This is a genomic window from Pseudomonas canadensis, assembly GCF_000503215.1.
GTDB classification, from domain to species: Bacteria; Pseudomonadota; Gammaproteobacteria; order Pseudomonadales; family Pseudomonadaceae; genus Aquipseudomonas; species Aquipseudomonas canadensis.
This window is the reverse complement of record NZ_AYTD01000015.1, coordinates 76,505-99,964: the sequence shown is the minus strand read 5'-3', so window position 1 is coordinate 99,964 and position 23,460 is coordinate 76,505. Positions and strand designations below refer to the sequence as shown.

Below are 23,460 nucleotides of genomic sequence, written 5' to 3'. Positions count from 1 at the left end.
TCGCGGGGTTTTCCGCCGCTGTGCTATCGTTGCGGCATCATCTAAAAACACCTGAGAGAATCGCTGCATGAACGTGGCTGTCTCGCCCACAGAGCGCAGTTTGAGCTGGAGACGCATGCTGCTGGTGGCGGTCCTGTGCGTGGTCGCGCCACACACCTTCGCCCAGGCGTCCGACCCTGCGAGCCTTGCCGCCCATCGCGCGCAGGCCGTCACCCAAGTGGTACTCGGTATCCTCAGTTATGCGCGCTGGCCGGTAGAACCTGCGCAATTGCGCCTGTGCATCGTCGGCCCGACTCAATACACCGACGACCTGATCAAAGGCACCACCCAGGCCACCGGTCGCCCAGTGGTGGTGCAGCGCCTGCTGGCCAGCCATCCCGATATCGTCAATGCGTGCGACGCGGTGTACATCGGCAAGCTCAGTGCTGATGAGCGCAGCCAGCTGTTCACGTCGTTGATCGGCCATCCGGTATTGAGCATCAGCGAAGGCGGCGACCAATGCACCGTGGGCAGTCTGTTCTGCCTGCGCGTGAGCGATGAGCAGGTGTCGTTTGAGGTCAACCTCGACTCCGTCGCCCGCAGCGGCGTGCGCATTCATCCCAGCGTGCTGCAGTTGTCCCGTCGCCGAGCGCCGGCGTCATGAAAGCCGTCAAAGCGCGGCCGACCCTGCGTTCCGTCATCGGCCGGGGGCACATGATCCTGGCGCTGGTGGCGGTGGCGCTGGCGAGCGTCTCACTGACCCTGCTCGGCGTACTGGCGCTGCGGGTTTATGCCGAGCACAACCTGCACCTGATCGCACGTTCTATCAACTACACGGTGGAAGCGGCGGTGGTGTTCAACGACAGCGCGGCGGCCACTGAAGCCCTCAGTCTGATCGCCTCCACCGAAGAAGTGGCTGAGGCCGAAGTGTTCGATGCCAATGGCAAGCTGTTGGCGAAGTGGATACGCCCGGAAACCGGCATGCTCTCGCGGGTCGAGTTGGAGTTGGCGCATACCCTGCTCGAACAACCCATCAGCCAGCCGATCCTGCATCAAGGCAAAGCCATCGGCAGCATTCATCTCACCGGCCACGGCGGTAGTCTGCTGCGCTTCCTGCTCAGCGGCCTGGCCGGGATCCTCATCTGCACCGCGCTTAGCGCGTGGATTGCCCTACACCTGGCGCGACGCCTGTTGCGCGGCATTACCGGCCCGCTGCAAAGCCTTGCCGCCGTGGCCCACGCCGCCCGCAGCGAGCGCGACTTCGACCGCCGCGTGCCGCCGGCGCGTATCGCCGAACTCGACAACCTGGGCAGTGACTTCAATGCCTTGCTCGGCGAAATGGAAGCCTGGCAAAGCCACCTGCAAAGCGAGAACGAATCCCTCGCCCACCAGGCCAACCACGACAGCCTGACCGGCCTGCCCAATCGTGCGTTCTTCGAAGGCCGTTTGATCCGCGCCCTGCGCAGCGCAGCCAAGGCCAAAGAACAGGTGGCGGTGCTATACCTCGACAGTGACCGTTTCAAAGAGATCAACGACAGCTTTGGCCACGCCGCCGGCGACGCCGTCCTCGTCGCCGTCGCCGAGCGCGTGCGTGCGCAATTGCGTGAAGATGACCTGGTGGCGCGCCTGGGCGGCGATGAGTTCGCCATCCTGCTGGCGCCGTTGCACAAGGCGCAAGACGCCGAGCGTATTGCCGAAAAGATCATCGCCAGCATGGACCTGCCCATCCCCGTGCCCGGCAACACCCAGGTATTGACCTCCCTCAGTATCGGCATTGCGATCTACCCCGAGCATGGCGCCACTCCTGGCACCTTGCTCAACGCCGCCGACGCGGCGATGTATCAGGCCAAGCGTTTATCCTCGGGCGGCCAGCAAACGGCGGAGTCGGATAACCCCGTCGTCAACGTTCAACACAGGAGTTGACCCCTTGTTCACGACCGCACGTTTCATGTTTATCACCCTGCTGGTAGCACTGCTCGCCCTCGGCGGCTGCCAGACGCCGCCCCCCAAAGGCCTGACCGCGGAGCAAGTGGCCGTTCTCAAACAACAAGGTTTTGAGCTGACCGACGACGGTTGGGCATTCGGCCTGTCCGGCAAAGTGCTGTTCGGCAGCGATGTCGAAACCCTCAACCAACCCAGCACCGACATCGTCCAGCGCATCGGCAAGGCCTTGCTGAGCGTTGGCATCGAACGCGTACGCGTCGACGGCCACACCGATGCGTCGGGCAAGGAAACCTACAACCAGCAACTGTCCCTGCGCCGCGCAAAAAGCGTGGCGGCGGTGTTGACCGGTGTGGGTATGAAGGAAGAGAACATTCAACTGCGCGGGCTGGGTAGCAGCGAGCCGGTGGCGCCGAATACCACGGTGGCGGGGCGCACGGAGAATCGGCGGGTGTCGATTGTGGTGAAGTCAGACTGAGCCCGCCTTCAGTTTGAAACGCGCTCAACGGTAGGAGCCTTGCGGCGCGCTTGCTAACGTGTTCGCTTAACGGCTCGGCGTCATTGCTTGTGTCAGGTCATCGACACTGGCTTTACCCATTGATGGCCCTTTAATCCGCAAACCTGATCTCCCGTGTCTCCCCCATCAACAACCCCTGATTCTGCTCCGTCACTTCCCTGATGTAGTCCCACAACAACGTAATCCGCTTCAATTTGCGCAAATCCTCCCGGCAATACATCCAGAACTGGCGAGTGATGGAAATCTGCTCCCCCAGCACCGGTAACAACCGTGGATCCTGCGCCGCCAAAAAACACGGCAATATCGCCATCGACCGACCCTGCTGCGCCGCCACGTACTGCGCGATCACGCTGGTACTGCGCAGGCTGGCGCTGGCGCCGGGCACCACGTTGGCCAGATACAGCAACTCCGAGCTGAACGCCAAGTCATCCACATAGCTGATAAACGGATGCTCGGCCAAATCCGCCGGTTTGCGGATCGGTGGGTGCTGGTCGAGGTATTCCTGGGTCGCGTACAGCTGCAATTTGTAGTCGCACAGTTTGCAGCACACATACGGCCCATGTTCCGGCCGTTCCAGGGCGATGACGATGTCGGCTTCGCGCTTGGACAGGCTGATGAAGTGGGGCAGGGGCAGGATGTCCACTGAGATGGCCGGGTAGGTGTCGACGAAGTGGCTCAACTGCGGGGTGACGAAGAAGCTCCCGAACCCTTCGGTGCAGCCCATGCGCACATGGCCCGACAGCGCCACGCCTGAGCCGGAGACTTGCTCGCAGGCCATGTGCAGGGTGCTTTCGATGGACTCGGCGTAGCCCAGCAAACGCTGGCCCTCGGTGGTGAGCACGAAACCGTTGGTCCGGGATTTTTCGAACAGCAGGGTGCCGAGGGACACTTCCAGTGAACTGATGCGCCGCGACACGGTGGTGTAGTCCACCGCCAGGCGCTTGGCGGCCACGCTGGCCTTGCGGGTGCGGGCCACTTCGAGGAAAAACTTCAGGTCATCCCAGTTCAGGGAGCCCAGCGACGTGATGTTTTTTTGCATATTGGTCCGGCTTTTATGTGCGTTCTTATTAGAGATTTGCACATCTATACTCCAAAAACAGTCCGAACGCCTCATTTCCCAAGGCGGTTACGCGCCTTGTCTCTGCATAAATATAAGATTGGAGACCACATGAACGCATCTGCCGATATTTCCGTGCAACAGGTCAAGTTGCTGATCAACGGCGAGTGGGTCGAGTCCAAGACCACCGAGTGGCAAGACATCGTCAACCCGGCCACCCAAGAGGTGCTGGCCAAAGTCCCATTCGCTACTGCCGATGAAGTCAACGCTGCCATCGACGCTGCCCACCGCGCCTTCCAGACCTGGAAGCTGACGCCGATCGGCGCGCGCATGCGCATCATGCTCAAGCTGCAAGCCTTGATCCGCGAACATTCCAAGCGCATTGCCGTGGTGCTCAGCAACGAGCAGGGCAAGACCATTGCCGATGCTGAGGGCGATATTTTCCGTGGTCTGGAAGTGGTGGAGCACGCCTGCTCCATCGGCACCCTGCAGATGGGCGAGTTTGCTGAAAACGTCGCAGGTGGCGTCGACACCTACACCCTTCGCCAACCCATTGGCGTGTGCGCCGGCATTACTCCGTTCAACTTCCCGGCGATGATCCCGCTGTGGATGTTCCCGATGGCCATCGCCTGCGGTAACACCTTCGTTCTCAAACCGTCCGAGCAGGACCCGCTGTCAACGATGCTGCTGGTGGAGCTGGCGCTGGAAGCTGGCGTGCCGGCTGGCGTGCTCAACGTGGTGCACGGCGGCAAGGATGTGGTGGATGCGCTGTGCACTCACAAAGACATCAAGGCCGTGTCCTTCGTGGGCTCGACCGCAGTGGGCACTCACGTCTACGACTTGGCCGGCAAACACGGCAAGCGTGTGCAGTCGATGATGGGTGCCAAGAACCACGCCGTGGTGCTGCCGGATGCCAACCGTGAACACACCCTCAATGCTCTGGTCGGCGCCGGTTTCGGTGCGGCGGGCCAACGTTGCATGGCGACCTCGGTGGTGGTGCTGGTGGGCGCGTCCAAGCAATGGCTGCCGGACCTGAAAGTGCTGGCGCAAAAGCTCAAGGTCAACGCGGGCAGTGAAGCGGGCACGGATGTCGGCCCGGTGATTTCCAAGCGCGCCAAGGCACGTATCCTGGAACTCATCGAGAGCGGCGTGAAAGAAGGCGCCAAGCTGGAACTGGACGGCCGCGACATCAAGGTGCCGGGCTTCGAGCAAGGCAACTTTGTCGGCCCGACCCTGTTCTCGGGCGTGACCACCGATATGCAGATCTACACCCAGGAAATCTTCGGCCCGGTGCTGGTGGTGCTGGAGGTCGCGACCCTCGACGAGGCCATCGCCCTGGTCAACGCCAACCCGTTCGGCAACGGTACCGGCCTGTTCACCCAGAGCGGCGCGGCGGCGCGCAAGTTCCAGAGCGAAATCGACGTAGGCCAAGTCGGCATCAACATCCCGATCCCGGTGCCCGTCCCTTTCTTCAGCTTCACCGGTTCGCGTGGCTCCAAGCTCGGCGACCTGGGCCCGTATGGCAAGCAAGTGGTGCAGTTCTACACCCAGACCAAGACCGTCACCAGCCGCTGGTTCGATGACGACACGGTAAACGATGGCGTCAACACCACCATCAACCTGCGCTGATTCTGGGAGAAGACCATGAAGATTGCATTTATCGGCTTGGGCAACATGGGCGCACCCATGGCCCGCAACCTGATCAAGGCCGGCCATGCGCTGAACCTGTTCGACCTGAACCAGACGGTGCTCAAGGAACTGGCCGAGCTGGGTGGCACCATCAGCGATTCGCCGCGTGATGCGGCCACCGGTGCTGAACTGGTGATCACGATGCTGCCCGCCGCCGCCCATGTGCGCAGCGTCTGGCTGAATGAAGACGGTGTACTTGCCGGCATCGGTAAAGGCGTACCGGCGGTGGATTGCAGCACCATCGACCCGCAGACCATCCGCGACGTAGCGGCTGTGGCGGCCAAACAAGGTGTGGCCGTAGCCGACGCCCCCGTCTCCGGAGGCACGGGCGGCGCCGCAGCCGGGACGCTGACCTTCATGGTCGGCGCTACCCCGGAACTGTTCGCCACCCTACAACCGGTGCTGGCGCAGATGGGCCGCAACATCGTGCACTGCGGTGATGTGGGCACGGGGCAAATCGCGAAGATCTGCAACAACTTGTTGTTGGGGATCAGCATGGTCGGCGTCAGTGAGGCCATGGCCTTGGGCGATGCGCTGGGCATCGACACCCAGGTGCTGGCCGGCATCATCAACAGCTCCACCGGACGTTGCTGGAGTTCCGATACCTACAACCCATGGCCGGGCGTGATCGAAACCGCACCGTCGTCGCGTGGTTATACCGGTGGGTTTGGTGCTGACCTGATGCTCAAGGATTTGGGCTTGGCCACCGAAGCGGCGCGTCAGGCCAAGCAACCCGTGATTCTGGGCGCTGTGGCCCAGCAGTTGTATCAATCGATGAGCCAGCGTGGGGAAGGGGGCAAGGACTTCTCGGCGATTATCAACAGCTATCGCAAGCCCAAATAGGGGCGTTTCCGGGAGCCTGCTAATAGTGGGCTCCCGGGTTTTTGCGGCTCAAGCAAACACAAAATACTTACGCACTGTCTCCACAACTTCCCACGTCCCCTTCATCCCCGGTTCCACCACGAAGATATCCCCAGCTCGCAAGTGAATCGGCGCCAACCCCTCGGGCGTGATGATGCAGTAGCCTTCCTGGAAGTGGCAGTATTCCCACTTCACGTAGTCCACGTACCACTTGCCCGGGGTGCAGATCCAGGTGCCCATGATCTTGCTGCCGTCTTCGCTGGTGTAGGCGTTGAGATTGACGGTATGCGGATCGCCTTCGAGTTTTTCCCATTTGCAGGCGTCCAGGACCGGCAGGGGGTGGGTGTCGCGCAGTACGGTGATGGGCTTGGACATGGTGTCTCCAGGGCAGGGAATGGAAAGGTCCACCCTAAGGCCTAGGGCGTTGCGTCAGTGGTCTGAACTCGACATCGGGATGCCCAGAAGCGCAGCGGTGTTTATTTGATATAACCCATCACCAATCCGTCATTTCCTCGCAGTAAGTGCGAAAGATTTCCCCCCTCACGCCAGAATTCGCAAGAAAATTCGCAGCCGGCCCTCGTATCATTCACCCCAGTAACCGCCGAGAGCCTTCAAATGAACCCAATAAAAACGTGGTGGGATATCAGCCCGCCCTTGAGTACGGCGACCCCGACCTGGCCGGGAGATACGCCGTTCCAGGAAGAGCGCGTGTGGCAGTTTGGCCCGGAGTGTCCGGTGAATGTCGGGCGTATCACCTTGTCTCCGCACACCGGCGCCCATGTGGACGCGCCGCTGCATTACAGCGCGGACGGTGCGCCAATTGGCGAAGTGTCGCTGGATGTGTACATGGGCCCATGCCGGGTGCTGCATTGCCTGGACAGCGGCGCGCTGGTGCAGCCGCATCAGTTGGAAAGCCGTGTGGATAACCTGCCCGAGCGTGTGTTGCTGCGCACTTATCCACAAGCGCCGCTGACTGAATGGGATTCGAATTTCACCGCCATCGCTCCACAAACCATCGAACTGCTGGCCAGTCTGGGGGTGCGCTTGATCGGCATCGATACGCCCTCGCTGGACCCGCAGCAGTCCAAGACTATGGATTCTCACAACGCCGTGGCCCGCCATGGCATGGCGATTCTCGAAGGCATCGTGCTCGATGACGTACCGGAGGGCGACTATGAATTGATCGCACTGCCGCTGCGGTTTGCCAACCTGGACGCGAGCCCGGTCCGCGCCATTCTCCGCCCGCTCAAGGAGCCCACGCGATGAGCCAATGTCCTTTCTCTGCTGACTACCAGCCGCCTGAAGAATGGCATAACGCCGAACTGAATTTCTCCGAGTCCATGAGCTACGGCGATTACCTGGACCTGGGCAAAGTCCTCAGCGCCCAGCACCCGCTGTCGCCGGACCACAACGAAATGCTCTTCATCATCCAGCACCAGACGTCCGAGCTGTGGATGAAACTGATGCTCCACGAACTCAAGGCCGCCCGCGAACACGTGCGCCTGGGCGAGTTGCCGCCGGCGTTCAAGATGCTGGCGCGGGTGTCGCGGATCTTCGATCAACTGGTGCATGCCTGGGCAGTGCTGGCGACGATGACGCCGTCGGAGTACAAGTCGATCCGTCCGTTCCTGGGGCAGTCGTCGGGGTTCCAGTCGTTCCAGTACCGTGAGATCGAATTTATCCTCGGCAACAAAAGCGCGGCGCTGTTGCGGCCTCACGCCCATCGGCCGGAGCTGTTGAACGAGTTGAAAGTAGCGATTGCCACGCCGTCGCTGTACGACGAAGCGATCAACCTGATGATCAAGGCTGGCCTGGCGATTGACCCGAAACGTGCCGAGCGCGACCCGACGGCGGCGACGGTTCACGATGAATCGGTGGAGGCGGCGTGGCGCGAGGTGTATCGCGATCCGAACCGCTACTGGGACCTGTATCAGTTGGCCGAGAAGTTTATCGACCTGGAGGACTCGTTCCGCCAATGGCGCTTCCGCCATGTGACGACGGTAGAGCGGATCATCGGCTTCCAGCCCGGCACGGGCGGCACGGAAGGTGTGGGGTATTTGCGCAAGATGCTCGACACGGTGTTGTTCCCCGAGTTGTGGCGAGTGCGCTCAACGCTGTAAACAAAAAGCCCCGGAATTCCGGGGCTTTTTGTTTTGGAATGCTATCCACGCTGTGGGAGCGGGCTTGCTCGCGAAAGCGGTGGGTCAGCCCGCACATCTGGTGACTGACGCACAGCATTCGCGAGCAAGCCCGCTCCCACAGGGGTTACTGCGCCACGGCTGCTTTCGTGTTTCGAACCCGCAAACGGTAGGCAATGTAGATAATCCCCACCCACACCGGCATCGCATACACCGACTCGCTGATGCCTGGAATCGCCAGCATCACGCTGATGATCATCACCATGAACGCCAGGCACAGGTAGTTGCTGAACGGGAACCAGAAGGTCTTGAACGACGGCGTCAGGCCTTGTTCGCCCATGGCTTTGCGGAACTTGATGTGGGTGATGCTGATCAGCGCCCAGTTGATCATCAACGAGGCAACCACCAGCGCGAACAGCAGCTCCAGCGCGCTCTGCGGTGCCACATAGTTGACCACTACACACAGCATCGTCACCAACGCTGAAATCGCCAGGGCGCGGATCGGCACGCCTTGTTTGTTCAGCTTCATCAGCGATTTCGGTGCATCACCTTGCTCGGCCAGGCCGAACAGCATGCGGCTGTTGCAGTACACGCCGCTGTTGTACACCGACAGCGCCGCGGTCAGCACCACGAAGTTGAGGATGTGTGCGGCGGTGTCGTTGCCGATCAGCGAGAAGATCTGCACGAACGGGCTACCACTGTAGGCATCGCCCGACGCGCCGAGGGTTTGCAGCAGTTGGTCCCACGGGTACAGCGACAGCAGCACGGTCAGGGCACCCACGTAGAAAATCAGGATCCGGTAGACCACCTGGTTGATCGCTTTCGGGATCACTTTGCGCGGCTCGCTGGCTTCGGCGGCAGTGATGCCGACCAGCTCCAGGCCACCGAACGAGAACATGATGAACGCCATGGACATCAACAGCCCCATGCCGCCATTCGGGAAGAACCCGCCGTGGCTCCACAGGTTGCTGACCGTGGCTTGCGGGCCGCCGGTACCGCTGAACAGCAGGTAGCAGCCGAGCACGATCATGCCGACAATCGCCACCACCTTGATGATCGCAAACCAGAACTCGGCTTCACCAAAGAACTTCACGTTCAGGGTGTTGATCAGGTTCACCGCGACAAAGAACACCAGTGCACTGACCCAGGTCGGGATCTCCGGCCACCAGAACTGGATGTACTTACCCACCGCCGTCAGTTCGGCCATGCCCACCAGCACGTAGAGCACCCAGTAGTTCCAGCCCGCCAGGAAGCCTGCGTAGCCGCCCCAGTATTTGTGGGCGAAGTGGCTGAAGGAACCGGCCACCGGCTCTTCGACGATCATCTCGCCGAGCTGGCGCATGATCAGGAACGCGATGAAACCCGCAATCGCGTAACCCAGGATCATCGACGGCCCCGCCGACTTGAGCACCCCGGCCGAGCCGAGGAACAACCCCGTGCCGATCGCCCCTCCCAAGGCGATCAGCTGAATGTGCCGGTTCTTCAGGCCACGCTTGAGGCCTACCGGGTTAACCATGTCATCCGCCATTAACATTCCCTTCTACTTGTTTTTCTCAGGGTTGAGTGCACGCCGCATCAGCCCCTCAGAAGTGCTGAGGGGTCAGATATTACTCTGCGTAAACTTTTCGTAATACAGCTGAACGCCATCAAGTGCCTGATCCGCCAGCCATTGCTGGATGGATTCGACCATTGGAGGGGGGCCGCACAGGTACATATCCGCCGAACTGTCCCGCAATTCGGCCAGGTCAAAATGCTCAGTGAGGTAGCCGCGCTTGCCGGGCCAATCGTCGGAGGGAGCGCTGAGGACTTCGGTGTAGCGAAAGCCTGCGATTTTTGCAGCATAACCTTGGATACGCGCCGCTTCGCACAAGTCCTCGGCACCGCGCACGCCGTAATACAGGTGCACCGGTTGGTCGCAACCATTGGTGGCCAGTTCATCAAGCATGCCCAGCAAGGCCGACAACCCGGTGCCACCCGCCACCAGTACCAATGGCTTGGTGACGTGGCGCAGGTAGAAGGCGCCGAGGGGCGCTTCCATCAACAGTTCATCGCCCACCTGGCAGCGTTCGCGCAGGTAGTTGCTCATCACCCCATCGGGCAACAGGCGCACTAAAAATTGCAGGTGATTGCCCGGCAGGTTGGCGAAAGAATAGGACCGCCAACTGTCCGTGCCAGGCACCGCTAGGCGCGCATATTGGCCAGGCAGAAAATCCAGTGCCTGATCCAACTGCACCTGCAGGATCGCCGTGCTGGCCGACACCTGTTCCACCGCGCTCACGCTGCCCTTGACCTGAACCGGTCCCGGCGCGTTGCACAGGCTCGAATCAAAGTCGAAATAGAACGTCGCGTCGGACTTTACCCGCGTCTGGCAACTGAGCATCTTGCGCTGTTGCAGGTCGAGGCTGGACAGGGCTTCTTCGTCTACATAGTCCTGGCTGTAATCGCCGGACTCGCAACGGCCCTGGCAGGTGCCGCACACACCTTCACGGCAATCCAGTGGGATCTTGATGCCGTTGCGCAGTGCCGCATCCAGCAGGATTTCATGGGCGCCGACGGGAAAGAACAGGGTCTTGCCGTCGGCAAAGCTGAAGGCCACTTTGTGATTCATCCACCATTCTCCATGGATTCAATAACTGTAGGAGCTGGCTTGCCAGCGATAGCGGTCTGTCGGGCGACAGTGTTCAACAGGTCAGACGCCATCGCCGGCAAGCCGGCTCCTACAGGGTTACAGGTGATAGAAATCCAGCACCGAGTTGATGGTGTCGTTGAGCAGCAGCGCGTGTTTGCGGGTGATCAACCAACTGTCGTCATGGGGCTTGAGGCTGTAGGTAGCCTGTCCGTAGAACTGCTCCGACGTAGCCAATCGATAGAACAACGTGTGCCAGTTCAATTTCACCTCCAGCGTTCCATCCGCCTGCTCGGCAATGCGCACGTTATTGATCAGGTGCAAGGTGCGCGGCATCGGTGTGGCCGACGCGGCTTTGCCGGTGCGCAAACGGAACACACGGTCTTCCAGGCCCGAGCGGTTGGCGTAGTAGATCAACGACATCTCGCGCTTGGGATCACGGGTGTAGACGTGTTCCGAGTCCCATTGCGGCAGGTGGAACTCACTCTGCGGGTCGAACAGCTGCACATAAGCGTCCCAATCCTGGGCGTCGCACAGCTCGGATTTACGGTAGAAGAACTGCTCGATCTGGTACTGCAGTTGCGCATTCATCATTCCACCTCCCGCAATGTCAGCGCTTGTCTGTCCAGGCCCTTGAGCAGGAACTGCTGCCAGTTGCGGTGCTGGTTCACGTAAAGGCCTTCATGGGTGAATTCGGTGCCGGTCATGGCCGGTTGGATGCCGATGGCTTCGCTGTTCGGCGTGGGGCCGGTTTCCCAGCGATGGCTGCCGCGTGAGATGTCGCTCCAGCGTTCCAGGCGGCCCTGGAAACCGCGTTGGGCTTCGCGAAATTCCACCAGGTCATCCGGCGTGCCCATGCCCGAGACGTTGAAGAAGTCCTCGAACTGGCGAATACGGTTTTCGCGATCCGCGTCGGATTCGCCCTTAACCCCCAGGCACTGGCTGATGATCTCGGTCTTGTTCCACGCCACCGGGCGGATGATGCGCAGTTGCGAGCTGATCTGGTCGAGAAAGAACAGGCTCGGGTAGATATTCAGGTTGCGCAGGCGGTGCATCATCCACTCGGCCTTTGGCTGGCCGTGTTCTTCCACCAGGCGCGGCATGATGGTGGCGTAGCCGGAGCGCACGCTGGGGTTGGGCATGTCGCTGAACAACACACTGTGACCATTGTTGAAGGCAAACCAGCCGTCGTCGGTGTTGGCGTCACCCGCGCCAAGCTTGCTGTAGTCCAGGGTGCTACCTGCGCCGGTGCCGTTTTCGGTGTTTACTTGCTGGCGATGCTGCACCGTGGCCACGTAGTTGTAGTGCACGGTGCTGACGTGATAACCGTCCAGGCCGTTCTCGTTTTGCAGCTTCCAATTGCCGTCGTAGGTGTAGGCGGATTTGCCTGGCAATACCTCCAACTCGCCGGTAGCGGACTGGGCGACCATCATGTCGAAGAACACTTTGGCGTCGCCCAGGAAGTCTTCCAGGCTGTCGGTGCCCGCCACATCCAGGCTGATGAACACAAAGCCTTTGTAGCTCTCGATGCGTGCCTTTTTCAGCCCGCGCGTCGCCTTGTCGAAACCCTCCGGGTATTCCCCCGGCGCCTTGACCTTCACCAGCCGGCCATCGCTCTTGTAGCACCAGGCATGGAACGGGCAAGTGAAGGTGGATTGGTTGCCCTTGCCGACACGGGTAAGCGTGGTGCCGCGATGTTGGCAAGCATTGATCAGTGCATTGAGCCGACCTTCGCCGTCGCGGGTGATGATCATCGGCTGGCGCCCGGCGCGCATCGTCACGAAGTCATGGTTGTTCGCCAGTTCGCTTTCGTGGCAGGCGTAGATCCAGTTTTTTTCGAAGATCAGTTCCATCTCCAGATCGAACAGCTCCGGCTCGGTGAACATGTCACGGGCGATGCGGAACACTTCATCCGCCGGGCGAAAATCCAGACAACCTTCGATAAATGTTTTCCACTGCTCGACGCTTCTTGCACCACTCATGGGAGGCACCTTTTGATAGGGCTAATCGGTGGTTTATTAGAGGCAGCGGGGCAGGGCGCGGGCTATCCGGTTAGTGGGGGAACCTGCGCCGGATAATTGGGCAGCAAATACCCAACCCGGTGCGCAGCGGTGACGGGATGCGCTACTGTCTGGCAGGGTAATGGCCGTAAAAGTCGGCGTCTTATCCACTTAGTCGACCATTGCTATCCACCCGCTGGCCATTGCGTCGGCGTGGCGCATTATTTGCTGTCGAACAACAACGACGCGCCATCAGAGCGCGCAACAGCCTAACCGCCGTGGGTGCACCCTGATGAGCAGCCAAACGATTCAACGCTTCGACCTGGAAGGCGCACGCAGCTGGATGTCCGGCATCTGCGGGCCCCATCGCCTGGCCACCGCCACGCCCGAGCGCCTGCGTTTCCACCACAGTGCCAATATGTTCAAGTCCCGCGCCACCACCTTGGGTGTGATCGAATACGGCACCGACGTGACCATCGACATCGAAGACGCCGAGCACTTCAGCAGCTACAGCCTGAGCCTCCCGTTGGTGGGCGAGCAGGAGTTGAGCAAGAACGGTGAGCGCCTGAACTCCAACCGCGACCAGGGCGTGATCATCTCGCCCAACGAGCACCAGGTGCTGGCGATTTCCGGCGACTGCCGCAAGTTGCAGGTGGTGATCACGCGGGCGGCGATGAGTGAGTCGCTGGAAGGTTTGCTGCAACGGCCGATTGATGCGCCGCTGCGCTTTGAGTCGGGGATGGACGCGGTGGACGGCGCATCGGCGGCGTGGTGGCGCATGGCGCGCTACTTCATTGCAGAACTGGAGCACGGCAGCGAGTTGTATGAGCAGGCCGCCTTTACCCGCGACCTGGAAAGCTCGTTGATCAAGGGGCTGATCCTGGCCCAGCCGAACAACTACTCCGAAGAGCTGCGCGATGTACTGGGGGTGAAACTGCCGCATTACCTGATCCGTGCGCGCCAGTACATCCACGACAACGCTCGCGAAGCGGTGCACCTGGAAGACCTGGAAGCCGCTGCGGGTGTGTCGCGGTTCAAGCTGTTCGATGCGTTTCGCAAGTACTTTGCGCTGTCGCCGATGGCTTATTTGAAGAAGCATCGGCTTTCTGCGGTGCGCCAGGCAATCCTTGAGCACGGCTCTACACGCACCATCTCTGAGATTGCCCTGGGCTGGGGCTTTACCCACCTGGGGCGGTTCTCGGCGGAGTACCGCAAGCTGTTCGATGAGTCGCCGAGCCAGACCCTGCAGCGCAATGATGCGCGACGCCTGCGTGGCTAGATCAACTCTTCCACCAGTTGCAGGCAATGACTGAGCCCCGGCGATTGATCATTCACCCGTCGGCTGAGGATGATCGGCGAGGTCGCAGTCGCCTCCACAATCGGCGTGTAGCCGATGTCCGCACGGTGCAACACCTGCACCGACGCGGGCACCAGCGTCACGCCCATGCCGGCGCCGACCAGGCCGATGGCGGTCTGCAATTCGTTGGTCCACTGCGCCACCCTGAGGCTCAAGCCATGGGCGTCGAACAGTGCGATCACATGGTCGGCGTAGCTGGGGCGTGGGTTGCCGGGGTAGAGCACAAAAGGCTCGGCGGCCAGTTGGGCGAGGGTGGTGGGCGCGCCCAGCAACGGATGGCCGGCAGGCAGCACAGCGACCAGCCGATCCTCGACCAAGACGCGTTGTACAATGGCCGGGTCGTCGATGCGAATCCGCCCGAATCCCACATCGATGCGCCCGGCCTTGAGCGCTTCGACCTGCTGCAAGGTGGTCATTTCCGACAACCCCAACTCCAGCTCCAGCGCCTCATGGGTGCGCAGCCGGCGAATCAGTTCCGGCAGCACGCCATACAGGGTCGAGGGCGCAAAGCCGATGCCCAGCCAAGTCTTTTCGCCCTGGCCGATGCGTCGCGTGTTGTCGCAGACCTTGTTCAGTTGTTCCAGCAGCACGTTGGCGTGTTCATAAAAAAACCTCCCGGCCTCGGTCAGCCGCAGCGGTCGGCCACGCTCAAGCAAAATGACGCCCAGTTCATCCTCCAATTGCTGGATCTGCCGGCTCAACGGCGGCTGGGCGATGTGCAGGCGTTCGGCCGCGCGGGTGAAGTTGAGGGTCTCCCCCAGCACCTGGAAATAGCGCAGGTGACGCAGTTCCATGACGGCTCCTTTCATACCTTGAGGGTATTGTTCGAGACCCATTCTATATTGGAACCCTTGAAAGATACGGCACAGAATCGGCTCAAATCTATAAAGAACCCAACGGGTATAGCCATGCCGATTTGCGCCATCGAGTCGATCGACACGATCATCGTCGACCTCCCCACCATCCGCCCGCACAAGCTGGCGATGCACACGATGCAAAACCAGACCTTGGTGGTCATCCGCCTGCGCTGCGCCGACGGCATCGAAGGCATTGGCGAGGCCACCACCATTGGCGGCCTGAGCTACGGCAACGAAAGCCCCGACAGCATCAAGGTCAACATCGACCGCCACTTCGCGCCGCTGCTGATCGGCCAAGACGCGAGCAATATCAACGCGGCCATGTTGCGCCTGGAGCGCAGCATTCGCGGCAACACCTTTGCCAAGTCCGGGATCGAAAGCGCCTTGCTCGATGCCCTGGGCAAACGCCTGAACCTGCCGGTCAGCGAACTGCTCGGCGGCCGTGTGCGCGATGCCTTGCCGGTGGCCTGGACCCTGGCCAGCGGCAACACGGAAAAGGACATTGCCGAAGCCGAAAAAATGCTCGACCTGCGCCGCCACCGCATTTTCAAATTGAAGATCGGCGCCGGTGAAGTCAGCCACGACTTGGCCCATGTGATCGCGATCAAAAAAGCCCTGGGCGACCGCGCCAGTGTGCGCGTCGATGTCAACCAGGCCTGGGATGAAGCGGTGGCACTGCGTGCCTGCAAGGTGCTCGGCGACAACGGTATCGACCTGATCGAACAACCCATCTCACGCAACAATCGCGGCGGTATGGCGCGGCTCAACCTGTCGAGCCCGGCGCCGATCATGGCGGATGAATCCATCGAGTGCGTCGAAGATGCATTCAACCTGGCCCGCGAAGGCGCGGCGTCGGTGTTCGCCCTCAAGATCGCCAAGAACGGCGGCCCGCGTGCGGTGTTGCGTACGGCGGCGATTGCCGAAGCGGCGGGCATCGGCCTGTACGGCGGCACCATGCTGGAAGGCGGCATCGGCACCCTGGCGTCGGCCCATGCCTTTCTCACGCTGAGCAAACTGGCGTGGGACACCGAACTGTTCGGCCCGTTGTTGCTCACCGAAGACATCCTCACCGAGCCGCCGGTGTACCGCGATTTCCAGCTGCATGTCTCCACCGCACCGGGCCTGGGCCTGGCCATCGATGAAGAGCGTCTGGCGTTCTTCCGTCGTGACAAACACTAAGAGGCACCTGCCATGTTGTTCCACGTAAAAATGACCGTGAACCTGCCCCTCGATATGAACCCCGAGCGCGCCGCTGGCCTCAAGGCCGAGGAAAAAGCCTTGGCGCAGCGCCTGCAACAGGAAGGCAAATGGCGCCACCTGTGGCGCATCGCCGGGCACTACGCCAACTACAGCGTGTTCGATGTCGACAGCGTGCAGGACCTGCACGATTTGCTGATGCAACTGCCGCTCTTTCCCTACATGGCCATCGAAGTGAATGCCCTGTGCCGTCACCCGTCGTCGATCCATGAGGATGACCGCTAAGCCGGTTTTCACCCTAATAACTACAAGATGAGGAATGCACCATGTCCATCCGACTGTCCCAGACTGCCCATGCCCAACAGTTTCTCGAAGAAGCCAGCGGCAACCTCAACGACGGCGGTAACCCGCGCACCAAGGCGCTGATTTACCGGATCCTGCGCGACACCGTGAACATCATCGAAGACCTGGAAGTGACCCCGGAAGAATTCTGGAAGGCGGTCAACTATCTGAACGACTTGGGCAAGAACCAAGAAGCCGGTCTGCTCGCCGCCGGGCTGGGCCTGGAGCATTACCTCGACCTGTTGATGGACGCGGCCGATGAGGAGGCCGGCAAATCCGGTGGTACGCCGCGCACCATCGAAGGCCCGTTGTATGTGGCCGGTGCGCCGCTGTCGAAGGTCGAGGCACGGTTGGATGATGGCAACGATGAAGCGGTGCCGCTGTTCATGCGCGGGCAAGTGCGTGACACCGAGGGCAAGCCGCTGGCTGGGGCGATTGTGGATGTGTGGCAGGCCAATACCGGTGGTACGTATTCGTGGTTCGATCCGACACAGTCCGAATTCAACCTGCGCCGACGCATCGAGACTGATGCCCAGGGCAACTACCGATTCCGCAGTATCGTGCCATCCGGCTACGGCTGCCCGCCGACCGGGCCGACCCAGCAACTGCTGGATCAACTGGGGCGCCACGGGCAGCGGCCGGCGCATATTCACTTCTTCATTTCGGCGCCGGGGCATCGGCACCTGACCACGCAGATCAACCTGTCGGATGACCCGTACCTGCATGATGATTTTGCCTATGCGACGCGGGATGAGTTGATCGCCGAGATTCGCTTCAGTGAAGATCCGCAGTTGGCGCGAGAGTTTGGCGTGGAAGGGCGGTTTGCGCAGATTGATTTTGACTTTGAGTTGCAAGTGGCGGATGCGCCGGTAGAGCAAAAGCGCATGCAGCGCGTGCGTGCTTTGGAAGATTAAACACGGTTAAAAATGTGGGAGCGGGCTTGCTCCCACAGAGTTTTGTGGTGTTGCCGCTATTTGCGGATGACCAGGTCAAGCACCTCATCCCGATCCTTGATCTTCTGCAACACAATCTCCGAGCGTATATCCATCACCCCCGCCGTGCGGTTCAGGTGGTTCACGATAAAGTCCGAAAAGTGCTTGAGGTTGCGTGCCTGCACCCGCAGCACATAGTTGCTGGCGCCGGTGATCACATAGGCGCTGGCCACTTCCGGCCAGCCCTGCACCTTCTTGATGAACGTCTCATGCCAATCCTCCACATCCTGGCGCAAGGACAGGTGGACGATGGCCTCCAGTTCAATCCCCAGTTGCTCTGCGTTTAACACCGCGCGATAGCCGCTGATGATTCCCTCGCTCTCCAGCAAGCGCAAACGGCGCAGGCAGGCGGACGGCGACAGCGCGACTTTTTCCGCCAGTTCCTGGTTGCTGATGCGGCCATCCTGTTGCAGGAAATGCAGGAGGCGCAGGTCGGTGGCGTCGAGAATCATGGTTAGAATAAATCCGCGTGTTTGGGGGTTAAATTCGAATTTCCTACAGCTTAATTAGCCTGTTGCTACTCACTTTGCACGAAAATTCTCTAAAACTTCGTTCATTATTTGGTCCATTCTTACTTATAAAAACCAGGATCGCCCATGACCACTCGAAGCCATTGCCAAGCCCTCGATGCCCAAGACCCACTGGCGCCCTTGCGCCGCCAGTTCGCCTTGCCGCAGGGCGTGATCTACCTCGACGGCAACTCCCTCGGCGCACGCCCGGTGGCGGCGTTGACGCGGGCGCAGGCGGTGATTGCCGAAGAGTGGGGCAACGGGCTGATCCGCAGTTGGAACAGCGCGGGCTGGGCGGATTTGTCCCAACGCCTGGGCAATCGCCTGGCGCCGTTGATTGGCGCGCGCGACAACGAAGTGGTGATCACCGATACCACCTCGATCAACCTGTTCAAGGTGCTGAGCGCCGCGTTGACTGTGCAGCGTCAACGCCAGCCGCATCGCAAGGTCATCGTCAGCGAGGCGAGCAACTTTCCCACCGACCTGTACATCGCCGAGGGCCTGGCCGAACTGCTTCAGCAGGGCTATTCCCTACGCCTGGTGAACAGCCCGGATGAACTGCCCCAGGCCATCGACCAGGACGTGGCGGTGGTGATGCTCACCCACGTCAACTACAAGACCGGCTACATGTACGACATGCAGGCGCTGACCGCCTTGAGCCATGAGTGCGGTGCGCTGAGCATCTGGGACCTGGCGCATTCGGCCGGCGCGGTGCCTATCGACCTGCATCAGGCGGGCGCCGATTATGCGATCGGCTGCACCTACAAGTACCTCAACGGCGGCCCGGGTTCCCAGGCGTTTGTGTGGGTCAACCCGGCGTTGGTGGATGTGGTGCGCCAGCCGTTGTCAGGCTGGTTCGGGCATACCCGGCAGTTCGCCATGGAGTCGACTTATGCACCGAGTGCCGGCATCGCTCGCTACCTGTGTGGCACGCAGCCGATTACTTCGCTGGCGATGGTTGAATGTGGGCTGGAGATTTTTGCCCAGACCGATATGGCGAGTTTGCGCAGCAAGTCCCTGGCGTTGACCGACCTGTTTATCGCGTTGGTCGAAGCCCGTTGCGCTGCCCATGACTTGAAGTTGATCACCCCACGTGAGCACGCCAGGCGCGGCAGTCATGTGAGCTTCGAACACCCCGAAGGCTACGCGGTGATCCAGGCCTTGATCGCCCGTGGGGTGATCGGTGACTACCGTGAGCCGCGCATCATGCGGTTTGGTTTTACGCCTTTGTACACCAGCTTTACCGAGGTGTTTGACGCCGTAGAAATCCTCGGCGACATCCTCGACCACCACACCTGGGACCAGCCGCAATTCAAAGTTCGCAACAGCGTCACTTAAGAACGACCCCTCCCTTGTAGGAGCCCGGCTTGCCGGCGATAGCGGCCTTGAGATCGCCATCGCCGGCAAGCCGGGCTCCTACACAGGACGGCGCAAATTTCCTGTGCAATCACAATAATAAAGGGGCACCCCACGTGACCACGCCAGACAACGGCTTTGCAGAGATCACCCACCGCGAACTGGGCCTGCGGCGCCAGCTCACTTCCGGCCAGATGAGCATGATCGCCATCGGCGGCGCCATTGGCACTGGGCTGTTCATGGGCAGCGCCTACGCCATCGGTTATGCCGGGCCCAGCGTCTTGGTGAGCTATGCCATTGGCGCATTGATCACCTTGCTGTTGATGGGCTGCCTGGCGGAGATGACGGTGGCCCATTCCACCTCGGGCTCCTTTGGTGCGTACGCCGAGTTCTACATCAGCCCGCTGGCCGGGTTCCTGGTGCGTTATGCCTACTGGGCGGCGATTGTGCTGGCGGTGGGCGCCGAGGTCACAGCGGTGGCGATGTACATGAAGTACTGGTTCGCCAACGTACCGGAATGGGTGTGGATCGTGTCGTTTTCCAGCGTGCTGATCCTGCTCAATGCGATCAGCGTGAAGACCTTCGGCAACTTCGAATACTGGTTTTCGACGATCAAGATCAGCGCCATTGTCGGCTTCATCATCCTCGCCGTGTACGTGGTGTTCGGCTCCGGCAACCCGGAATACGGGGTGCAGAACTACACGGCCCACGACGGCTTTTTCCCCCATGGCCTGAGCGGTATGTGGATCGCGGTCATCGTGTCGATCTTCAGCTACCTGAGCGTGGAGATGATTGCCGTGGCGGCCGGTGAAGCCGCTGATCCGGAACAGGCGGTGAAGAAAGCCTTCCGCGCCACCATCGTGCGGCTGGTGGTGTTTTACCTGCTGACCCTGGCGCTGATGCTGGCCATCGTGCCTTGGAACCAGGCTGGACAAACCCAGAGCCCGTTCGTCACGGTGATGCAGACCATCGGCATTCCCGGCGCCACCGGGGTGATGAACTTCGTGATCCTGATCGCGGCGCTCTCGGCGATGAACAGCCAGCTCTACATCACTACCCGCATGATGTTCAGCCTGTCCCGCGCCGGCTTTGCCCCCAAATCCATGGGTGCGTTGAGCAAGAGTGGCATCCCGCTGAACGCGTTGCTGTTGTCCAGCTCGGGCATTGCGCTGGCGACGTTGCTCAACGTCGTGTACCCGGAAAGCTCGTTCACCCTGATGATGGCGATCTCGATGTTTGGCGCGATCTTCACCTGGTTCATGATCTTCCTCACCCACCTGTTTTTCCGTCGCTACCGCAAGCGTCACGGTGGGCCGAAGCTGTCGTTCCAACTGCGGCTGTTTCCCTACAGCACGTCGCTGGGTCTGGTGCTGATGGGCGCGGTGATGATCACCACGTATTTCACCGAGGCGTTCAAGATGACCCTGGTGTTTGGTGTGCCGTTCCTGTTGATTCTGTCGGCGGTGTATTACGGGTTTTTCCGCAAGGGCAGGGCCAAGGCGTCGAACAAGGCCTTGGCATAACCGGGCAGCTGTTCGAACGAGCGCGCGCATAACAGCAGTTTCCGACAGGCCCACTCTTCTTGCAGAGGGTGGGCCTTGAAGGTGCGCTTCTGCGGCCAGCGCTCCAGCGCGGCTTGGGGCACGATGCCCAAGCCAGCGCCACGGGCGACCATGCGAATCACCCCGTCAAAGCCCTCGGCACGGATGCGAGTCTGCAGGCGGAAACCCGCGTGCAGTGCCTGTTCTTCGAGGTAAACCGTCAACGCGCTGTGCGTGGCGAGGCCGATAAATTCGTGTTGCAGGCTATCGACAAAACTCCCCTCGGCGAACGGATGATCCAGTGGCGCGATCAGCACCAGCGGGTCATCACGGAAGGGCTGGGTCTGCAGGCCGTGGGTGTCCACGGCGTCGGAGATGATCCCCAGATCCGCCGTGCCCTGGCGCAAGGCCTGGGTGATACGCAGGCTTGGCAGCTCTTGCAGGTCGATGTCGAGGTTGGGGTGCTCGCATAGAAAGTCTGCCAGCAGTTCCGGCAGGTATTCGCTGAGGGCGGTGGTGTTGCACAGCAAGCGCACCTGGCCTTTGATGCCGTTGGCGTATTCCGCGAGGTCCTGCTGCAGGTGTTCGGCCTGTTGCAGTAACAGGCGTGCGTGGCGGGCCAGGGCTTTGCCGGCGGGCGTTGGGGTGACACCTCGACGGTTACGCTCCAGGAAATCGATACCCAGCGAAGCCTCCATCGCCCGGATACGCGCACTCGCGGCGGCCAGGGACAAATGGCTGCGCCCGGCGCCAGCGGTGATGTTGCCGGTGTCGAGAATGTGCAGATAAAGCCGCAGGTCGATCAGGTCAAAGTGCATGCCGGGGTTCTCGGGTGACTGGACTGGCCCCTTCGCGAGCAAGCCCGCTCCCACATTTGGAACGCATTTCAAATATGGGAGCGGGCTTGCTCGCGAAGGCGGCATCAGCCTCTCACAAAACAAGAGGCTGCCTCAGTATATGGCGAATTTCAGCCTTCAGCGAAAAGCCGCACAATCCCCCCATGAATACCTTCCTCGCGTTCTACCAACAAATCGGCCCCGCCTTGACCCTGCTGGTGATCGGCACCTTCGTGCTGGCCGGCACCGTCAAGGGTGTTATCGGCCTGGGCTTGCCGACAGTCTCCATGGGCTTGCTCGGCCTGGCTATGTTACCGGCGCAGGCTGCGGCGTTGCTGATCATCCCTTCGACGATCACCAACCTGTGGCAATTGGCGTTCGGTGGGCATCTGAGTGCGTTGCTCAAACGCCTGTGGCCGATGCTGCTGCTGATCTTCCTCGGCACCGGGTTTGGCACGCTGTGGCTGGGCATGAGCGGGGGAAGCTGGGTGGGCCAGGCGTTGGGCGGTGCGTTGCTGGTGTATGCGCTGAGCGGATTGTTCCTGCCGACGCTCAAGGTAAAACCTGAGACTGAACGTTGGCTGGGCCCTCTGTGCGGGGTCATCACGGGAGTCATCACTTCAGCGACCGGTGTGTTCGTGATTCCTGCTGTGCCCTATCTGCAGGCCCTGGGCTTGAACCGTGATCAGTTGGTACAGGCGCTGGGGCTGTCGTTCACGGCTTCCACCCTGGCATTGGCGGCGGGGCTGGCCTGGCGCGGCACCCTCGGTGGGGGTGAAATCAACGCGTCACTGCTGGCGCTGGTGCCGGCACTGCTGGGCATGTGGCTGGGCCAGGCGGTGCGTCAGCGCATCAGTGCCGTGTTGTTCAAGCGCGTGTTTTTCGTCGGCATGGCCTTGCTGGGCGCGCATCTGCTGATCAGCGGTTAACAATGGGTGGTGAATTCGTGCTTTGCGGTCAAATGTATTTTGCCGTGCCGCCGCTTATTCCGAGGGGCCAATGTCGATAGCCTGCCGGCAGACATTTTTAACCCTTCTGGATGCCCTCCCATGAAAAAAATCCTCCTGCTCAACGGCGGCAAAAAATTCGCTCACTCCGATGGCCGCTACAACACCACCCTGCATGATGCCGCCGTGGCCGTGCTGGACCGCGCCGGCCTCGACGTCAAAGTCACTCACATCGACGAAGGCTACGACGTGGCCGAAGAAGTCGCAAAATTTCTCTGGGCCGACGTGATCATCTACCAGATGCCCGGCTGGTGGATGGGCGCGCCGTGGATCGTCAAGAAATACATCGACGAAGTCTTCACCGAAGGCCACGGCAGCCTGTACGCCAGCGACGGCCGCACGCGCTCCGATGCCTCGCAGAAATATGGCAGCGGCGGCCTGATCCAGGGCAAGCAGTACATGCTCTCGCTGACCTGGAACGCGCCGCAGCAAGCCTTCGACGACCCGACCGACTTCTTCGAAGCCAAGGGTGTGGACGCGGTGTATTTCCCGTTCCACAAGGCCAACGAATTCCTTGGCATGACTGGCCTGCCGACCTTCTTGTGCGTGGACGTGATGAAGCGCCCGGCGATCGAGGCTGACGTAGCACGCTATGAGCAGCATCTGGCGCAGGTGTTCAATTTCTCGGTGTAAGCTGCTGTGAACCGATAACGAGGAG

The 23,460-nt window shown here is 60.9% G+C and carries 24 protein-coding genes; 15 read left to right on the top strand and 9 right to left on the bottom strand.

Annotated features, from left to right (window positions below; genetic code table 11):
- The first annotated feature begins 67 nt into the window (after positions 1-67).
- Genes U367_RS0117150 through U367_RS0117140 form a run of 3 tightly spaced genes read left to right on the top strand, consistent with a single transcriptional unit; the run spans position 68 to position 2,398 of the window.
- Positions 68-643 (top strand): YfiR family protein, encoded by a 576-nt coding sequence (locus U367_RS0117150; protein WP_028617940.1) that lies wholly within the window; start codon positions 68-70, stop codon positions 641-643.
- Positions 640-1,902, top strand: coding sequence for a diguanylate cyclase domain-containing protein (locus U367_RS0117145; RefSeq protein ID WP_028617939.1), 1,263 nt, complete (start codon positions 640-642; stop codon positions 1,900-1,902). Before U367_RS0117150 ends, U367_RS0117145 begins: the two co-directional genes overlap by 4 nt.
- A 4-nt stretch (positions 1,903-1,906) precedes the next feature.
- A complete protein-coding gene (locus tag U367_RS0117140; protein ID WP_028617938.1) occupies positions 1,907-2,398 on the top strand; it encodes an OmpA family protein in 492 nt (163 codons plus the stop codon).
- 130 nt (positions 2,399-2,528) lie between these two features.
- Here the strand turns inward: U367_RS0117140 and U367_RS0117135 are convergent, their stop codons facing one another.
- Positions 2,529-3,476 carry a LysR family transcriptional regulator gene (locus U367_RS0117135; protein ID WP_028617937.1) on the bottom strand — a complete coding sequence of 316 codons (948 nt, stop codon included), beginning with the start codon at positions 3,474-3,476 and terminating at the stop codon, positions 2,529-2,531.
- A 129-nt stretch (positions 3,477-3,605) separates the two neighbouring features.
- Here U367_RS0117135 and U367_RS0117130 point away from each other — a divergent pair, with 129 nt between their 5' ends.
- Both U367_RS0117130 and mmsB read left to right on the top strand, forming a co-directional pair.
- Entirely contained in the window at positions 3,606-5,123 is a 1,518-nt protein-coding gene (locus tag U367_RS0117130) for a CoA-acylating methylmalonate-semialdehyde dehydrogenase (RefSeq protein ID WP_028617936.1), read from the top strand.
- Between the two features lie 15 nt (positions 5,124-5,138).
- Positions 5,139-6,026 carry a 3-hydroxyisobutyrate dehydrogenase gene (gene mmsB, locus U367_RS0117125; protein WP_028617935.1) on the top strand — a complete coding sequence of 296 codons (888 nt, stop codon included), beginning with the start codon at positions 5,139-5,141 and terminating at the stop codon, positions 6,024-6,026.
- A 48-nt stretch (positions 6,027-6,074) separates the two neighbouring features.
- Here the strand turns inward: mmsB and U367_RS0117120 are convergent, their stop codons facing one another.
- Positions 6,075-6,419 carry a cupin domain-containing protein gene (locus tag U367_RS0117120; protein WP_025858010.1) on the bottom strand — a complete coding sequence of 115 codons (345 nt, stop codon included), beginning with the start codon at positions 6,417-6,419 and terminating at the stop codon, positions 6,075-6,077.
- A gap of 240 nt (positions 6,420-6,659) precedes the next feature.
- On the opposite strand from U367_RS0117120, the gene kynB reads away from it, so the two are divergent.
- Entirely contained in the window at positions 6,660-7,310 is a 651-nt protein-coding gene (gene kynB / locus U367_RS0117115; protein WP_028617934.1) for an arylformamidase, read from the top strand.
- Positions 7,307-8,164 (top strand): tryptophan 2,3-dioxygenase, encoded by an 858-nt coding sequence (kynA, locus tag U367_RS0117110; protein WP_028617933.1) that lies wholly within the window; start codon positions 7,307-7,309, stop codon positions 8,162-8,164. The genes kynB and kynA overlap by 4 nt, the downstream gene beginning before the upstream one ends.
- A gap of 145 nt (positions 8,165-8,309) precedes the next feature.
- Here the strand turns inward: kynA and U367_RS0117105 are convergent, their stop codons facing one another.
- The 4 genes from U367_RS0117105 to antA form a co-directional block, all read right to left on the bottom strand.
- Positions 8,310-9,710: an amino acid permease gene (locus U367_RS0117105; RefSeq protein ID WP_028617932.1), complete on the bottom strand. Its 1,401-nt coding sequence runs from the start codon at positions 9,708-9,710 to the stop codon at positions 8,310-8,312.
- Positions 9,711-9,782: 72 nt separating this feature from the next.
- The gene (gene antC, locus U367_RS0117100) at positions 9,783-10,790 is read right to left on the bottom strand and encodes an anthranilate 1,2-dioxygenase electron transfer component AntC (protein ID WP_028617931.1); all 1,008 of its coding nucleotides are present in this window, start codon (positions 10,788-10,790) and stop codon (positions 9,783-9,785) included.
- A 117-nt stretch (positions 10,791-10,907) separates the two neighbouring features.
- Positions 10,908-11,399 (bottom strand): anthranilate 1,2-dioxygenase small subunit, encoded by a 492-nt coding sequence (gene antB, locus U367_RS0117095; protein ID WP_028617930.1) that lies wholly within the window; start codon positions 11,397-11,399, stop codon positions 10,908-10,910.
- Positions 11,399-12,790 (bottom strand): anthranilate 1,2-dioxygenase large subunit, encoded by a 1,392-nt coding sequence (gene antA / locus U367_RS0117090; RefSeq protein ID WP_028617929.1) that lies wholly within the window; start codon positions 12,788-12,790, stop codon positions 11,399-11,401. Before antA ends, antB begins: the two co-directional genes overlap by 1 nt.
- A 310-nt stretch (positions 12,791-13,100) precedes the next feature.
- On the opposite strand from antA, the gene U367_RS0117085 reads away from it, so the two are divergent.
- Positions 13,101-14,087, top strand: coding sequence for an AraC family transcriptional regulator (locus U367_RS0117085; protein WP_028617928.1), 987 nt, complete (start codon positions 13,101-13,103; stop codon positions 14,085-14,087).
- On the opposite strand, the gene U367_RS0117080 is transcribed toward U367_RS0117085, so the two are convergent.
- Positions 14,084-14,959, bottom strand: coding sequence for a LysR family transcriptional regulator (locus tag U367_RS0117080; protein ID WP_028617927.1), 876 nt, complete (start codon positions 14,957-14,959; stop codon positions 14,084-14,086). The genes U367_RS0117085 and U367_RS0117080 overlap by 4 nt on opposite strands.
- Positions 14,960-15,073: 114 nt before the next feature.
- Here U367_RS0117080 and U367_RS0117075 point away from each other — a divergent pair, with 114 nt between their 5' ends.
- Genes U367_RS0117075 through catA form a run of 3 tightly spaced genes read left to right on the top strand, consistent with a single transcriptional unit; the run spans position 15,074 to position 17,475 of the window.
- Complete coding sequence (locus U367_RS0117075) at positions 15,074-16,201, top strand: muconate cycloisomerase family protein (protein ID WP_028617926.1); 1,128 nt, start codon at positions 15,074-15,076, stop codon at positions 16,199-16,201.
- Between the two features lie 12 nt (positions 16,202-16,213).
- On the top strand, positions 16,214-16,504 hold the full coding sequence (gene catC / locus U367_RS0117070) for a muconolactone Delta-isomerase (RefSeq protein WP_016974901.1): 291 nt from the start codon (positions 16,214-16,216) through the stop codon (positions 16,502-16,504).
- Positions 16,505-16,545: 41 nt separating this feature from the next.
- On the top strand, positions 16,546-17,475 hold the full coding sequence (gene catA / locus U367_RS0117065) for a catechol 1,2-dioxygenase (RefSeq protein WP_028617925.1): 930 nt from the start codon (positions 16,546-16,548) through the stop codon (positions 17,473-17,475).
- A 56-nt stretch (positions 17,476-17,531) separates the two neighbouring features.
- Here catA and U367_RS0117060 read toward each other — a convergent pair whose 3' ends face one another.
- Positions 17,532-18,005, bottom strand: a complete 474-nt coding sequence (locus tag U367_RS0117060; protein WP_016974903.1) for an Lrp/AsnC family transcriptional regulator — start codon at positions 18,003-18,005, stop codon at positions 17,532-17,534.
- 144 nt (positions 18,006-18,149) lie between these two features.
- On the opposite strand from U367_RS0117060, the gene kynU reads away from it, so the two are divergent.
- Both kynU and U367_RS0117050 read left to right on the top strand, forming a co-directional pair.
- On the top strand, positions 18,150-19,400 hold the full coding sequence (kynU, locus tag U367_RS0117055; protein WP_028617924.1) for a kynureninase: 1,251 nt from the start codon (positions 18,150-18,152) through the stop codon (positions 19,398-19,400).
- Positions 19,401-19,534: 134 nt separating this feature from the next.
- Entirely contained in the window at positions 19,535-20,941 is a 1,407-nt protein-coding gene (locus U367_RS0117050) for an amino acid permease (protein WP_028617923.1), read from the top strand.
- On the opposite strand, the gene U367_RS0117045 is transcribed toward U367_RS0117050, so the two are convergent.
- Positions 20,887-21,777, bottom strand: coding sequence for a LysR family transcriptional regulator (locus U367_RS0117045; RefSeq protein ID WP_028617922.1), 891 nt, complete (start codon positions 21,775-21,777; stop codon positions 20,887-20,889). The genes U367_RS0117050 and U367_RS0117045 overlap by 55 nt on opposite strands.
- 182 nt (positions 21,778-21,959) lie before the next feature.
- Between U367_RS0117045 and U367_RS0117040 the strand changes: the two genes are divergently transcribed.
- Together U367_RS0117040 and U367_RS0117035 are read left to right on the top strand one after the other, a co-directional pair.
- A complete protein-coding gene (locus U367_RS0117040) occupies positions 21,960-22,724 on the top strand; it encodes a sulfite exporter TauE/SafE family protein (RefSeq protein WP_028617921.1) in 765 nt (254 codons plus the stop codon).
- A gap of 120 nt (positions 22,725-22,844) precedes the next feature.
- On the top strand, positions 22,845-23,435 hold the full coding sequence (locus U367_RS0117035; RefSeq protein ID WP_028617920.1) for an NAD(P)H-dependent oxidoreductase: 591 nt from the start codon (positions 22,845-22,847) through the stop codon (positions 23,433-23,435).
- Positions 23,436-23,460: the final 25 nt, after the last annotated feature.

Bases quoted from the DNA above. Each gene is read 5' to 3' on its own strand.
- U367_RS0117150 (WP_028617940.1), top strand. From the start codon at position 68: ATGAACGTGGCTGTCTCGCCCACAGAGCGCAGTTTGAGCTGGAGACGC.
- U367_RS0117130 (WP_028617936.1), top strand. From the start codon at position 3,606: ATGAACGCATCTGCCGATATTTCCGTGCAACAGGTCAAGTTGCTGATC.
- catA (WP_028617925.1), top strand. From the start codon at position 16,546: ATGTCCATCCGACTGTCCCAGACTGCCCATGCCCAACAGTTTCTCGAA.
- U367_RS0117145 (WP_028617939.1), top strand. From the start codon at position 640: ATGAAAGCCGTCAAAGCGCGGCCGACCCTGCGTTCCGTCATCGGCCGG.
- catC (WP_016974901.1), top strand. From the start codon at position 16,214: ATGTTGTTCCACGTAAAAATGACCGTGAACCTGCCCCTCGATATGAAC.
- U367_RS0117060 (WP_016974903.1), bottom strand. From the start codon at position 18,005: ATGATTCTCGACGCCACCGACCTGCGCCTCCTGCATTTCCTGCAACAG.
- antA (WP_028617929.1), bottom strand. From the start codon at position 12,790: ATGAGTGGTGCAAGAAGCGTCGAGCAGTGGAAAACATTTATCGAAGGT.
- kynU (WP_028617924.1), top strand. From the start codon at position 18,150: ATGACCACTCGAAGCCATTGCCAAGCCCTCGATGCCCAAGACCCACTG.
- U367_RS0117135 (WP_028617937.1), bottom strand. From the start codon at position 3,476: ATGCAAAAAAACATCACGTCGCTGGGCTCCCTGAACTGGGATGACCTG.
- U367_RS0117035 (WP_028617920.1), top strand. From the start codon at position 22,845: ATGAAAAAAATCCTCCTGCTCAACGGCGGCAAAAAATTCGCTCACTCC.
- antB (WP_028617930.1), bottom strand. From the start codon at position 11,399: ATGAATGCGCAACTGCAGTACCAGATCGAGCAGTTCTTCTACCGTAAA.
- antC (WP_028617931.1), bottom strand. From the start codon at position 10,790: ATGAATCACAAAGTGGCCTTCAGCTTTGCCGACGGCAAGACCCTGTTC.
- mmsB (WP_028617935.1), top strand. From the start codon at position 5,139: ATGAAGATTGCATTTATCGGCTTGGGCAACATGGGCGCACCCATGGCC.
- U367_RS0117040 (WP_028617921.1), top strand. From the start codon at position 21,960: ATGAATACCTTCCTCGCGTTCTACCAACAAATCGGCCCCGCCTTGACC.
- kynA (WP_028617933.1), top strand. From the start codon at position 7,307: ATGAGCCAATGTCCTTTCTCTGCTGACTACCAGCCGCCTGAAGAATGG.
- U367_RS0117085 (WP_028617928.1), top strand. From the start codon at position 13,101: ATGAGCAGCCAAACGATTCAACGCTTCGACCTGGAAGGCGCACGCAGC.
- kynB (WP_028617934.1), top strand. From the start codon at position 6,660: ATGAACCCAATAAAAACGTGGTGGGATATCAGCCCGCCCTTGAGTACG.
- U367_RS0117105 (WP_028617932.1), bottom strand. From the start codon at position 9,710: ATGGCGGATGACATGGTTAACCCGGTAGGCCTCAAGCGTGGCCTGAAG.
- U367_RS0117075 (WP_028617926.1), top strand. From the start codon at position 15,074: ATGCCGATTTGCGCCATCGAGTCGATCGACACGATCATCGTCGACCTC.
- U367_RS0117120 (WP_025858010.1), bottom strand. From the start codon at position 6,419: ATGTCCAAGCCCATCACCGTACTGCGCGACACCCACCCCCTGCCGGTC.
- U367_RS0117045 (WP_028617922.1), bottom strand. From the start codon at position 21,777: ATGCACTTTGACCTGATCGACCTGCGGCTTTATCTGCACATTCTCGAC.
- U367_RS0117080 (WP_028617927.1), bottom strand. From the start codon at position 14,959: ATGGAACTGCGTCACCTGCGCTATTTCCAGGTGCTGGGGGAGACCCTC.